The sequence below is a fragment of the Streptosporangium sp. NPDC049376 genome, assembly GCF_044466505.1.
Lineage (GTDB): Bacteria > Actinomycetota > Actinomycetes > Streptosporangiales > Streptosporangiaceae > Streptosporangium.
The window spans coordinates 1-12,141 of record NZ_JBITMT010000016.1; the positions used below are offsets into that span (position 1 = coordinate 1).

General features: G+C 70.1%; 11 protein-coding genes. 2 read left to right on the top strand and 9 right to left on the bottom strand.

Features of this window, described 5'->3' with window-relative positions; translation table 11 throughout:
- Positions 1-154: 154 nt before the first annotated feature.
- A complete protein-coding gene (locus ACIBVQ_RS30590) occupies positions 155-1,078 on the bottom strand; it encodes an aldo/keto reductase (RefSeq protein WP_399181676.1) in 924 nt (307 codons plus the stop codon).
- Positions 1,079-1,265: 187 nt separating this feature from the next.
- Between ACIBVQ_RS30590 and ACIBVQ_RS30595 the strand changes: the two genes are divergently transcribed.
- On the top strand, positions 1,266-1,841 hold the full coding sequence (locus ACIBVQ_RS30595) for a TetR/AcrR family transcriptional regulator (RefSeq protein ID WP_352011589.1): 576 nt from the start codon (positions 1,266-1,268) through the stop codon (positions 1,839-1,841).
- 6 nt (positions 1,842-1,847) lie between these two features.
- Here ACIBVQ_RS30595 and ACIBVQ_RS30600 read toward each other — a convergent pair whose 3' ends face one another.
- The 8 genes from ACIBVQ_RS30600 to ACIBVQ_RS30635 form a co-directional block, all read right to left on the bottom strand.
- Entirely contained in the window at positions 1,848-3,383 is a 1,536-nt protein-coding gene (locus tag ACIBVQ_RS30600; protein ID WP_399181678.1) for a wax ester/triacylglycerol synthase family O-acyltransferase, read from the bottom strand.
- 179 nt (positions 3,384-3,562) lie between these two features.
- Positions 3,563-5,245 (bottom strand): DNA polymerase/3'-5' exonuclease PolX, encoded by a 1,683-nt coding sequence (polX, locus tag ACIBVQ_RS30605; RefSeq protein WP_352011591.1) that lies wholly within the window; start codon positions 5,243-5,245, stop codon positions 3,563-3,565.
- Positions 5,246-5,269: 24 nt separating this feature from the next.
- Positions 5,270-5,704, bottom strand: a complete 435-nt coding sequence (locus ACIBVQ_RS30610; RefSeq protein WP_362911475.1) for a hypothetical protein — start codon at positions 5,702-5,704, stop codon at positions 5,270-5,272.
- Between the two features lie 255 nt (positions 5,705-5,959).
- Entirely contained in the window at positions 5,960-7,345 is a 1,386-nt protein-coding gene (locus ACIBVQ_RS30615; RefSeq protein WP_399181681.1) for a phenylacetate--CoA ligase family protein, read from the bottom strand.
- Positions 7,346-7,574: 229 nt separating this feature from the next.
- Positions 7,575-8,018: a pyridoxamine 5'-phosphate oxidase family protein gene (locus tag ACIBVQ_RS30620; protein WP_352011594.1), complete on the bottom strand. Its 444-nt coding sequence runs from the start codon at positions 8,016-8,018 to the stop codon at positions 7,575-7,577.
- A 9-nt stretch (positions 8,019-8,027) separates the two neighbouring features.
- Positions 8,028-8,651 carry a DUF4142 domain-containing protein gene (locus ACIBVQ_RS30625; protein WP_399181682.1) on the bottom strand — a complete coding sequence of 208 codons (624 nt, stop codon included), beginning with the start codon at positions 8,649-8,651 and terminating at the stop codon, positions 8,028-8,030.
- 228 nt (positions 8,652-8,879) lie between these two features.
- A complete protein-coding gene (locus ACIBVQ_RS30630) occupies positions 8,880-9,326 on the bottom strand; it encodes an aegerolysin family protein (protein WP_362911471.1) in 447 nt (148 codons plus the stop codon).
- A 1,128-nt stretch (positions 9,327-10,454) separates the two neighbouring features.
- Positions 10,455-11,111 carry a hypothetical protein gene (locus tag ACIBVQ_RS30635; RefSeq protein WP_399181684.1) on the bottom strand — a complete coding sequence of 219 codons (657 nt, stop codon included), beginning with the start codon at positions 11,109-11,111 and terminating at the stop codon, positions 10,455-10,457.
- Between the two features lie 339 nt (positions 11,112-11,450).
- Here ACIBVQ_RS30635 and ACIBVQ_RS30640 point away from each other — a divergent pair, with 339 nt between their 5' ends.
- Positions 11,451-12,128 carry an MOSC domain-containing protein gene (locus ACIBVQ_RS30640; protein ID WP_399181686.1) on the top strand — a complete coding sequence of 226 codons (678 nt, stop codon included), beginning with the start codon at positions 11,451-11,453 and terminating at the stop codon, positions 12,126-12,128.
- Positions 12,129-12,141: the final 13 nt, after the last annotated feature.

Here is a 12,141-nt window from a genome sequence, read left to right on the forward strand (position 1 = left end):
GAAAGCTACGAGGCCGGGCTCTACCTCCGAGGCTCGATCATGTGGCTGAAGCTCCTTACCTCAACCACATGATCCGAACTCTAAACAGCTCCTAGGAACGGCACCGGATAACGTCCGGGCACCGGTGGGCGGGGGCCCGTCGGTGCCCGGATTCTCAGCGTGAGGCCTCATCCAGCAGGGCCAGCTCCTCCTCGCCCAGCTTCAGATCGGCGACGGCGAGCAGCTGCTCCAGCTGCTCCACGGTGCGGGCGCTGGCGATCGGGGCCGCGACCGTCGGCTGGGCGGCCAGCCAGGCCAGAGCCACCGTCGCCTGGGCCACCCCACGCTCCGCGGACACCCTGTCCAGCGCGTCCAGCACCCTGAGGGCACGCTCGGAGGCCAGGTACGGCGTCGCCCCGCCCGCGCGGGCGCTGCGCACCTCGACACCGGGACGGTACTTCCCGGTCAGGAACCCCCTGGCCAGCCCGAAGTACGGCGTGCTGACCAGGCCGTTGGCGGCGACCACCTCGCGCAGCCCACCCTCGTAGTCGCGTTCGAGCAGGTTGTAGTGCTGCTGCAGGGCGACATAACGGGCAAGGCCCTCCCGCTCGGAGATCGCCAGTGCCTCGGTGAGCCGCTCGGCCCCGTAGTTCGAGGCCCCGATGTCGCGAACCTTGCCCTCGCGCACCAGGGCGTCGAACGCGCCGAGGGTCTCCTCAATCGGCGTCTCCTGGTCGTCGACGTGCGCCCAGTACAGGTCGATGTGGTCGGTCCGCAGCCGCCGCAGCGAGTCCTCGACGGCCAGGCGGATGTTCGCCGCCGACAGGCCGGCCCGGCCGCTCATCGCGCCGACCTTCGTCGCGATCACCATCCGGTCGCGGTTGCCCCGGGACTCAAGCCACTCGCCCAGGACGGTCTCCGACTCGCCCCCGGAATGACCCGGGATCCACTCGGAGTACACGTCGGCGGTGTCGACGAAGTTCCCGCCCGCCTCGGCGTAGGCGTCCAGGACGGCGAAGGAGGCGTCACGGTCCGCGGTCCAGCCGAAGACGTTGCCGCCGAGACAGACGGGGAAGAGGCTCAGTTCGGAGAAGGTCATGCTGATCAGGGTAGGCGTCCGATGATCACGGACCGCACCGGGCACCCTTTGGCGACGGTCCGGAAACGGTCGCGAAGGGCGACGGCGGGTGAGCGGGGAACCGATGAGGGGCCGCTTTCCCCGCGGTAGGGAAACCAGCGGGAAACCGGCATGGAAAACCGCGCCACCAGGCGGTTATCGTCTGGCTGTGGGCAGCCTCAGACCGCGCTCCGGCGACGCCCCGGGCCCGGACGCGCGCACACGAATCCTCGACGCCGCGGAGAAACTGTTCGCGGGCGGCGGCTACGAGGCCACGCCGACCGCGGCGATCGCCCGCCTGGCCCGGGTGCCGAAGGGGCTCGTCTTCCACTACTTCCCCAGGAAGATCGACGTGCTGGTCGCACTGGTCGACGAGCGCACACTCGTCGAGGAGACCCCCGAGGTCGAGGCCGTCCCCGGCGACGCGGCCAAGAGCCTGTCCCGGCTGGCCCGCCGCCTGCCGCTGCGGGCCTCCCCGGCGATGCGGCGCATCCTGTTCCGCGAGGCCGACACCCACGGCTCGGTCCGCGACCGGCTCGGCAGGCTGAACGGGGAGATCGTTAGGCGCGCCAGGTTCGCCCTGGAGCTGGCGCTGCCCACCCCGCGCGGCGACGCGGCCCGGCTTGAGGTCGCGGCGGTCACCTTCGCCGCCGTGCTGCTGCACCAGGAGAACCTCTGCCAGCTCACCGGTCACCACATCGACCCCGACGCCGTCGCCGAACTGATCGCCCACGCCCTGGGATGAGGACGGTCAGGAGCGCGGATCCAGCGCGGCCAGCTCCTCCATCGCCTCCCGCAGGTGGTCCATCAGCCGCCACACGTCCTTCACCCGATCCGGGCAGGCGAGGACCCCGAAGTCCAGTGACCCGTCGTAGGAGAAGCAGGTGATGTTGAGGCCGCCGCTCATGTCGCTCAGCGCCGAGACCGGATGATAGGCCAGCAGCCGGGCCCCGCACAGGTAGAGCGGCAGCTGGGGACCGGGCACGTTCGACACGATCAGGTTGATCGGCGGCAGCGTGACCGAGGCCAGCCGGGAGATCGCCGGGGTCGCCACCGAGGTGAGGACCGTGGGCAGCAGCGTGGAGAGCCCGTCGAGCCAGGTGGCCGGTGACTCGGCGAACCGGCGTTTTGCCACGCGCATCGTCGCGCCCATGGCCCGCAGCCGCTCCAGCGGGTCGGCCACGTCCGTCGGCAGCTGGGTGACCATGACGGACAGCCGGTTGCCGACCACGTCTCCGGCCCGCGCGGAGGCCGTACGGACCGAGACCGGGACCGCGGCAACCAGCGGCCGGTCGGGCAGCGCGTGGTGCTCGCGCAGCCAGGAACGCAGCGCCGAGGCGCACACCGTCATGACCACGTCGTTGACGCTGAGGCCGAAGGACTTGGCGACGTGCCTGACCTCGGTGAGCGGGATCGAGCCGTAGGCGAGACGCCGCTTGGCGCTGATCGGGCCGTTGAACGGCGTGCGGGGAGCGGTCAGCGGCGGCAGCTCGGGCAGTTCCGCCTGGTTCCCGGCGATCGTCCTGGCGGTCTCCGCGACCGCCCGCGCGCCGGGCAGCGCCGAGACCCCCGGTATCGCGTCGAGGTCGGTCATCATCCGGCCGAGCGCGCGCAGCGCCCTGCCCGGGTACGTCACCGACCTGCCCGCCGCGGCGGTGAGCATGGCCAGCGGCCCCAGCGCCTCCTCGCCCTCCGGTACGGCGAGCGTCCCCTGACCGGGGGCGGCCTCGGCCTCGGGGCTCCTGGAGGCCCCGTGAGCCCCGTGAGCCCTGTGATCCTTGGGGGCCTTTGAGGTTTCGGGGGCCTCGGGGGTGAGGTCGAGCATGGCCGCCAGGGTCTCCGCGCCGGTGACCCCGTCCAGGGCGCAGTGGTGGATCTTGGCGTAGAGCGCGACCCGCCCCCCGGCCAGTCCGTGGATGAGACACATCTCCCACAGCGGGCGGCCGCGGTCGAGGCGCCGTTCGTGGAGCCTGGCGACCTTCCTGGCGAGCTGCCTGTCGTCCCCGGGCGCGGGGAGGGTCAGCTCGCGGACGTGGCCGGCGACGTCGAGGTCGGTGACCTCCTCCCAGTACGGCCTGCCGAGGCCGAAGGGCACCTCGGCCAGGCGCAGGCTCAGCACGGGCGCCAGGTGCAGTCGTTCCCTGAGCCGGTCGACCAGCGCCTCCCTGGTCAGGGTGCCCCCCGGGCACCCCGCCGGGTCGAGGATCGCCAGCCCGGCGACATGGGTCGTGGTCGTCGGCGTCTCGGCGTGCAGGAACTGTGCGTCGAGGGCGGTCAGCTGGCGCATCGGTCGGACCTTCTCACGGAAAACAGACTGTTCACGTCCATCATCGCCCCGCTTCGCCCCGGGGCCTCAGGACGCCCCCGCTCTTCACCACACTAAATACGCATGCCGTACAGGAAGGGCGTTCCATCCCACCCGGTCAGGTAAGGGTTGCGCATGCGAACGGCATGAAGCGCCGCGGATCATGGACGCAGAAGGTCCAGCAGCCGTTCGACCGGCCAGGTGTTGACCACGTCCTCGGCGGTCAGCCAGGCGCGCTGCGCGACGCCGACCCCGAAACGCTGGTTGTCCAGGTGGGGCACGGCGTGGGCGTCGCTGTCGATCGAGAAGCGCACCCCGTGGTGGCGCGCCAGCCGTACCAGGTCCGAGGGCAGGTCGGAACGGTCGGGGAAGGAGTCGATCTCCATCACGGTCCCGGTGCGGGCCGCGGCGCGGAACACCTCGTCCCAGTCGGCGTCGACGGGAGGGCGCCTGCCGATCCGGCGCGTCGTCGGATGGCCGATCACGTGGACGTGCGGGTTCTCGCAGGCGGTGACGAACCGCCTGGTCATCTCCTCCCGCGACTGGGTGAAGTGGGAGTGCACGCTCGCCACGCACACGTCGAAGCCCGCGAGCACCTCGGCGGGCCAGTCGACCGAGCCGTCCGGGGCGATGTTGAGCTCGGTGCCGTGCAGCAGCCGCATGTCCGGATAGTCCTCCTGGAGCCGCCGCAGCCGCTCGCGCTGCTCCAGGGCCTTGTCCAGGGTCATCCGCTGCATCGCCAGGTCGGGGGCGTGGTCGGTCACCGCGTAGTAGGAGTGGCCGCGCGCGTGGGCGGCGGCGACCATCTCCTCAAGCGAGGCGATGCCGTCGGTCAGGTCGGTGTGGGTGTGCAGGTCGCCCCGCAGGTCGCGCTCGGTGACCAGGACGGGCAGCCCGTCCCTGAGCGCGGCGTCGATCTCACCGCCGTCCTCCCGCAGCACCGGGGGAATCCACGCCATGCCCAGCGCCCGGTAGACGTCCTCCTCGTGCTCGGCGGCGATCACCCGGCCACCGTCGAACAGGCCGTACTCGGAGAGCTTCCAGCCCCTCTTCACCACGATCTCGCGCAGGTGCACGTTGTGCTCCTTCGAGCCGGTGAAGTACTGCATCGCCGCGCCCCACGACTCCGCGGGAACCAGGCGCAGATCGACCTGGAGCCCCTCGTGGGTGCGCACCGAGGTCTTCTTCTCACCCGAGGCGATGACCTCCGCCACGTACGGCTGCGCCCTGAAGACCTCCATGAGGCTCTCCGGCCCGACCGCCAGGATGTCCACGTCGCCGACGGTGTCCCTCATCCGGCGCAGCGACCCGGCGTAGGCGATCCGCTCGGCGGGCAGTGAGGCGATGATCCGCTCGGCCAGCTCCATGGCCACGCCGATGTGCACCCGCCTGCTCGCCACCTCAAGCTGCTCGATCCCCCTGAGGAGGTTCTCCTCGGTCTTGGGCCCGAAGCCCCGCACCCCCCGGAGCCGTCCCTGCCCGATGGCCTCGGCGAGCGCCTCCGGGGAGTCGATCCCGAGCTCCTGGAACAGGAAGACCGCCTTCTTCGGGCCGAGGGAGGCGATCCGGGTCAGCCGCCGCACCCCCTCGGGAATCCGCGCCCGCAGCTCGTCGAGCTGGCGGAAGCCGCCCCGTTCGAGGTACTCCTCGACCTTGCCCGCGATCGCCGCGCCGACGCCGGGCACGTTCCTGACCGGGGTGGCCGCGATGTCCTCGGGAAACCCGGCGATCGCCTTGGCCGCCTTCTGGTAGCTGCGCACCCGGAAGGCGTCGCCGCCCGCCATCGCGAACAGCTCGGCGTACTCCTCAAGGGCCGCCGCCACGGCGTCGTTAGCTCGTGCCATGGCAGAAGCCTAGATCTCCCGGGGCTACGCCACGGGCGCACCGCCGATGGCGCACGCCCGGCACGGGGGCCGCCCGCAGGTGCACTGCGTGATGGCGCCCAGGACGTCGTGGTCGTGGTAGAGGCACCGGTCCCGGCAGGTGTGGCGCGGGATGAACCCCGCCTGGATCTCGTCCGGCCAGGGCTCCTCGCCGTCACGGCAGCGCAGGAACAGCTCGGGGTCGGCCACGTGCAGGTCCTCCATGCTCGCCCTGGCCTGGCTCTCCAGCCCCCGGGCCTGCGCGGTCACGGCCTTGAGCTGCTCGGCGAGACCGGAGTAGCGCTCGTCGCCGGTCCGCACGTGCGCGGCCCGCAGCGCCATCACCGCGTTGCCCAGGAAGCGGGTCGCGTCCTGCAGGTCGGTGGTGTGGTGCATCTGGACGCCGGTGACACCCCGCACCCAGACGGCGTCATTGTTCATGAAAGAACCTTTCCACTTTCGTCTGGATGCCAGCATAACCGGGCCTTTGTGTTTTCTTGGTGCCGCGACGACATTCTTTACGGTAGGTCTCGGGGTGCGGCCGCCATTCGATCACCGAAGCCCCTGTTTTTCGCGAGTGGTCCGTTGAACTGGGGAGACGATTGGTTCCGATCGGCCGGGCCGTCCTCGTCGAGGAATTCGCGATCATTTTTGGGAAGGTCCGGCGGGGAAATGATCCTTCTCCCGGCGAGGGTTTCACCCCCTGGTGTAACGGTGCTTTCCGCCCGGCGGGAAGTACTCCGGGTCGCCCTTCTCCCTCAGGGAGACGACCGGGTGCCGCCGCGCCGGGGGCACGTACGCGGCGAACTCGCTGTTGAGGCGCAGCAACTGGGCCAGGATCGACTCGCCGACCAGGCGCTCCGTCTCCGCCGAGCCGCGCACCCCGGCCGCCAACTCGACCGCGACGGCCAGCCGCCGGTCGTGCCCGGCGTCCTCGGCCACCTCAAGGACGAACCTGCCCGTCACCAGGGAGCTGACCTGCGGCTGTTCGAGTCCGGCCGAGATGTTCTCCGGATAGACGTTCGCGCCGTAGTAGGAGACCGTGAAGTGACTGCGGCCGAAGACGTAGGCGAACGGCAGACGCGGCTTCGCCGAGGTCGGGCGGAAGCCGTGCCCGGCCAGGAAACCGAGCATCCGGTCATGGGGGACCAGGCCGCCCTCGTCGGCGATGTGGTAGCGGACGAGCGGGACGCCGTTGTCGCCGGAGAACAACAGGGTCCCCTCGTGCTCCTCGAAGAAACGCACGGCCGGGTCGTACTGCAGGAGGGTCGGCAGCCGCTGCCGGCCGAACAGCTCCTCGGCCACCTCGGGGCGCTCGGCCAGGAAACGGCGGATGCGGATGGACAGCGGCGTCTCGTTGCCGAGCACCCCGGCGTCCGCGGTGCCGTACAGGGAGGCGGTGTCGAGCGCGGGGTCGGTCATCCCCGCCCGTTCGGCGACCAGGGTGCGCCACTGCTCGCTGAACACCTCCCCGGCGGTGACCAGCTTGATCGAGTAGTCGGCCCAGGGCACCCCCTCGGCGATCCCGGCGTCGATGACGTCCTTGAGGAAGGGGGGATAGCCGAGCAGCACGACCTGGTCGAAGTGCGGGGCCAGCTCGGGGATCACCCGCAGGATCTCCCGCCGGTCGCTGCCGGGCGCGACGCAGGTGATCGGATACCCCCTGGCGGCCAGGTGACGGCAGCAGGCCAGGGTGAACAGGCCGCCGACCCAGGTGCCGAGCGCGAAGCAGACGACCGCCAGCGTACGGCGCCCCGCCGCCCCGAAGGCGTCCCTGAAGACCTCCTCGAAGCGTTCGGAGATCACCTGCTCGTCGGCGACGGAACGCGGCCAGAACGACGGCGTCCCCGTCGACCCCGACGAGACCGAGATCATGTCCCCGATCACGCCGTCCCGGCACAGCTCGGGCAGGGGATAGCGGCGGGTGTAGGTGTCCTTGCTGGTCAGCGGCAGCCGTACGAAGTCATCAAATGTCTTGATAAGGGCGGGGTCGATGTCCCGCTCCCTGAGAAACGCGCCATAGGCGGGCACCGACGCCGCCACCCGATGAAACAACTCGATCACGCGGTCACGAGGGTCCATCGCTCGACTGTACGGTCCGGCGCCCCGGCCGGGCGAGCACCCGACCGGACGGTCCACCACCCGCTCAGGCGGGCACCCGCCGGACGGGCCGGTACCCCTCAGACGGGCACCGGCCAGAGGCGGGCAGCCGGCCGGACGGGCCACAGCCTCGGACGGGCACCGGCCAGGTGCCGGCGGCCCCGGGTCAAGGTGTCGATCAGGAGCCGCGGTCACCCGGCCGGGAACCACCTCAGGGATTGCCCGCCTGACGGTCGGGGGTCAGCAGGACGACCGTCCGCCGCTCCTCGGCCATGACCCGGTCGTAGGCCGCCCAGTCGTCGTGGGTTCCGCCCGCCGCGCCGAAGACGAACCGCAGCAGCAGCCGCAGCCCCTCGGCGTCGATCCCGGGCAGCGGGTCGTCCGGCCCGGCCAGCTCGACCGGCCCGTCCGCAGACGCCCACCGCCAGCCCGCGCGCAGCACCACCGAGGCGTACGGCCTGGCCCGCAGGTCGGCGAGTTTGCGGGAGTCACCCCTGACGACGAACCCGACGATCGGCCGCCCCGTGACGGGGTGGTCGAGCACCCCCGCGTTGACCACGGATGAGCGGATCGTCCCGTCTGAGCGGAAGGTCGAGACGACGGCCAGGCCATGGTCTCCGCCGACCAGTTGCGCGAGGTCCGTAAGATCGGTCATCGTCCGACCCTAACCCTCCTCCTGGATCAGGAAGGGCTCGACGGTCTCGGTGGTTCCGGTGGTGGTCTCGGCCGTGGTCCGGCCCGGCCTGCCCGGCTCGCCGGCCGTCGCGCCGCTGCCCGAGTGGCGCCGCAGCAGTTCGAGGTGCCTCAGCAGGACGGGCCTGGCGTCGGCGGCCAGCCGCTTGACCTGCGCCGAGGAGCCGTCGGCCAGCTCCCTGGCCCCCCGGGCGAGCGCCGCACGGCGGTCGACGGCCGCGACGGACAGCCACGCCCAGTCGAAGGCGTCCCCGTTCCTGGCGGAGATCCGGTTGTACTGGATGCGCTGCGCCGTGGTCGCCTCCTCGGGCAGGGACACCGCGAGCCGCTGGGCCACCTGCCTGACCTCCGCGTCCAACCGTGTGTGGTCGGTGACCAGCCGCCTGCCCAGGGCCCGCACGTCCCGGTCGTGACCCTTGCGAACGGCGGCCCTGCCCGCCGTGATCCCGGCCAGGTTGTCCTGGTGGGCCTGGACCAGGAACCTCCTGTCCTGCTCGTTGGCGTCCGGCGGCGCCGTGGACGCAACCGCGCCCGCGGCCGTACCGCTCAGCGCCATGACGGCGACGGCTGACAGGGCGATCATCTGCTGAATCATGCTGGCCTTTCCCCGGTGGTCCGTGCTTGGAGACGTCACCTCCCTGCTATACGCGGCTTTCGATCTAGAGACCGGCACGTGGGCGGCAAGCCTGGGGAAAGATCGCCGACGGCTCCGGTGCGCTCAGTGGATGGCGACCCGGGGCCGGGAGCACTCGATCGCGGGAGGGTCCATGTGGACGCCGGGGGCCTGACCGGTCCCGCCGGGACCGGTCAGGCCGGGGAGGGGTCAGCTCACGTGCGCGTCGACGGTGGCGTTGTCGCCGTTTCCGCCGGTGTAGCGGGTGGTGAAGGCGCCGTCGGTGCCGTCGAAGTCGTAGCTGTTACGGCCGTAGTAAGGGTTGTCCCAGTGGAAGCGGACTTGCTTGCCCGCGCGGGAGCAGTTGTCGGCGCGGTACTTGATCGCGGCCTCGGTGCCGGTGAGGACGCCGTCGGACTCGGTCTTGAAGTAGTCGCTGCTGTGCGGGGCGATGCTGGAGTTGGGCTCGATGACCCAGATGCCGTGGTAGGTCTCCTTGCCGATCTGGGTCAGTGTGCAGTCGGTGTCGTTGTGGAAGACGACCTTGGTGCTGCGGGCGGCGTTGGCCGCGGAGTCGGAGGAGGACGCGTGGGCGGTGACCGGCGTCAGCAGGGCGACAGCGGCGATGCCGACGAGGGTCCAGGTGACGAGTTTCATGGAGATCCTTTCTGCGATTGCCTTTGGTGTGGCGCCGAATCGATTACCGAGGGTAAGGGTAGTGCTGCAATGAGTTATTCCGTCAGGCGATGGATCTGTGTTTCCCGGTAACCATTACCTGGCGTCATCGGGATTGGAGTGGCCCCGGTCGCCGTGCCTGGTCACCGAAAACGTGGCAGCCCTTCCTCATCCGTATAAGTGCGGATTCGGGGCGGTCTCGGAGGTGACGAGTGGTCGCTCGGAGCTGGCGGAGCCATTGTGCGCGGATGGAAAACGCAAAAAGGCGGCTGTGGTCCGCCTGCCCATGAAGGCCGGATATATCCGGCGTGGAGGTATCACTCGCTACGGCAGGGCCGGTTCCACCGGTCTGTGTGGTACCGGCGCCTCGAAAAAGGTGTCGCCGCCGCCGGCCGCCCCACACGGGTTTACGAGCTCACTGCCCATCAATGCATATTTCGCTTCATCGTCAATAATGGTCTTTGCCCGGTGTTTCTTGGTGGGTTTCTCCGCCGCCTGCGTCCGCGCGTTTTTCTTTCCTCTTCCCGGGGTTGAGTCCCCTGGTTCGCCCTATGTGGTTGATCGACGACAAGGGGTGATTGCTTTGCGCTGTGCAATGTCCACCGCTCTGCGGCTCTCGCCGTCGGTGTCGCGCTTATCGGGGCCGTGCCCGGCTCCGCTTTCGCCGGGGCGGGAACCTTCGGCTACGAGAGCCTGGGCCGGGACGCATGTCCTGAGCAACCCGCATGACTTCAGGTGCTACCCCGTCGGCCGCGCCAAGGGGGACGCCGTCAACGGGACGAACCGTTTCGCGTTGCTGTACGCGAGCCCCTGCTGAGAGGGCGGCCCCGTGGGCGGGTGAGTCCCTGGAGTCCGCCGGGTTCGGCAGCGTGCGGTTCGTTCCCGCCCGCTGACGGTTCGAGGGTGGCACCGGCGGGCCTGTCACGACGTGTGGCGACAGGCCCGCCGCCGAGGGGATCCCAGGAACGGGGATTCCACCCTGACCGGTGTGTTCTTCGCCGGCGTCCGGGCGACATCGGCTCGATGACCGCTCGTGGTTTCGGTCGTACCAACCGGCTCGTCTCTCCCGCCGTCGATGGGGCGGGAGAGGTTCAGCCGGGCGACGAACGCTTACTCGTTCGGCATGTAACCGATCTGGGCGGAAGAGGCCCGGTCATTCATCCGGCCAAGGGATGAGAGCTTGTTGAACCGGTAGGTGTAGGAGCCGCCGAAGTACGTGTGCTCGTAGAGCAGGCCTCGGCAGCCTTCAAAGGTTTGGATCGAGGAGATGATGTCGTTCCAGCCGTACGCCAGTTCCGCGTACTTGTAGACGTTGTAGTTTCCGTAGCACCCCTGCTTGCTGGCGAACATCATGCTGGAGCCCTGGTAGTTCTCGTGCTCCCACGCGGTGGCGACACGGACCGGGTACTCGTCCGCCAGCACGCCCGCCTGCTTGCCGGCCTGGCCGGCGGCGGCGATGCGGCGGTCAAGGGCGGCGCGGTCGGCGCTGGTCATGATGGAGGGGTCGGGGGCGTCGGCGACCCTCCCTCCGGTGACGTCGGAGACGGCCTCGGTGTAGGTGCGGTAGCAGTTCATGTTGACGGGGCGCTTACTGGTGCTCGGGCGGATCACGCAGTGCTGCTCGCCTCGTGCGGTCTGTCCGGCGCCGCTGGAGGAGGCGGAAGGAGACTCGGAGGGGGACGGCGTGGCGCTCGCGGCGGGAGCGAGGGCCATGCCGAAAGCCGCGACCGTGGAGACCACGGCGGCGGACAGGACGAGGGAACGCATGGGTCGATCACCTTTCGAAACAGCGATGAGACGGCGCGGGGGCACGTTGCCTCCGCGGCGTTCACAGGCTTCCATCGGAGTGATTTGAAGATCAACAACTGGGGATCGACGCTGTAATGAACGGGATAAGGATCTTTCATGACGAGGACAAACTGGTCATGTGGTGTGACGGCCGCCCTTTTCTCTCAGTTTCGGTCGGGTGACAGAGCGTCAAAAATCCCGCCCAAAAGGGTGCAGGTGTCCGCCCGGCGGACATGTCCTCAGCGGTCCTCCCGAGCTCCTTCGAGGTCGGTACCGGGGAGGCGCGTACTTCTCCGGAGAGCTTTGTAGGCTGCCTTCATGGCTCAGCTTCTCTCCGTCAACGCCGGGCGCGGCCGTCCGGCGGACTACACCGACGCCGCCCTCACCGGGATCGACAAGCGCCCCGTGGCGGGGCCGGTGGCCGTGGCCGCGCCGGGCGGGCCGACGGGCACGGCCGGAAGCGGCGTCGCCGGGGACGTGATCGGCGACCTGCGCGACCACGGCGGCGACGACCAGGCGGTCTACGCCTACGCCAGGGAGGACCTCGACCTCTGGCAGGCGGAGCTCGGGCGCGAGCTGTCCAACGGTGTCTTCGGGGAGAACCTCACCACCTCGGGCCTGGACGTCAACGGGGCACTGATCGGCGAACGCTGGCGGATCGGGGCCGATCTGGTGCTGGAGGTCACCTCCGCGCGCATTCCCTGCCGGACCTTCGCGGGCTGGCTCGCGGAGAAGGGATGGGTACGGCGGTTCACCCAGGTCGCCAGGCCCGGCGCCTACCTCAGGGTCATCGAACCGGGGCGGATCGAGGCGGGAGACCGGGTCGAGGTCGTCCTGCGTCCCGAGCACGATGTGACGGTCGAGGTCCTCTTCCGCGCCCTGACCACCCAGGCGGAGCTGCTGCCCCGCACGCTCGCCGCGGGTGAGGCGCTCAACGTGCTGTCCGCCGAGCGGATCCGCAGGCGGCTCGGACGGATGAACGGCGTGCCCTCCTGATCGTGGGTCGCCG

Excerpts from the sequence above, each read along its gene's own strand:
- ACIBVQ_RS30590 (WP_399181676.1), bottom strand. The coding sequence starts at position 1,078 with ATGACCTTCTCCGAACTGAGCCTCTTCCCCGTCTGTCTCGGCGGCAAC.
- ACIBVQ_RS30600 (WP_399181678.1), bottom strand. The coding sequence starts at position 3,383 with ATGCGCCAGCTGACCGCCCTCGACGCACAGTTCCTGCACGCCGAGACG.
- polX (WP_352011591.1), bottom strand. The coding sequence starts at position 5,245 with ATGGCACGAGCTAACGACGCCGTGGCGGCGGCCCTTGAGGAGTACGCC.
- ACIBVQ_RS30610 (WP_362911475.1), bottom strand. The coding sequence starts at position 5,704 with ATGAACAATGACGCCGTCTGGGTGCGGGGTGTCACCGGCGTCCAGATG.
- ACIBVQ_RS30615 (WP_399181681.1), bottom strand. The coding sequence starts at position 7,345 with ATGGACCCTCGTGACCGCGTGATCGAGTTGTTTCATCGGGTGGCGGCG.
- ACIBVQ_RS30620 (WP_352011594.1), bottom strand. The coding sequence starts at position 8,018 with ATGACCGATCTTACGGACCTCGCGCAACTGGTCGGCGGAGACCATGGC.
- ACIBVQ_RS30625 (WP_399181682.1), bottom strand. The coding sequence starts at position 8,651 with ATGATTCAGCAGATGATCGCCCTGTCAGCCGTCGCCGTCATGGCGCTG.
- ACIBVQ_RS30630 (WP_362911471.1), bottom strand. The coding sequence starts at position 9,326 with ATGAAACTCGTCACCTGGACCCTCGTCGGCATCGCCGCTGTCGCCCTG.
- ACIBVQ_RS30635 (WP_399181684.1), bottom strand. The coding sequence starts at position 11,111 with ATGCGTTCCCTCGTCCTGTCCGCCGCCGTGGTCTCCACGGTCGCGGCT.
- ACIBVQ_RS30640 (WP_399181686.1), top strand. The coding sequence starts at position 11,451 with ATGGCTCAGCTTCTCTCCGTCAACGCCGGGCGCGGCCGTCCGGCGGAC.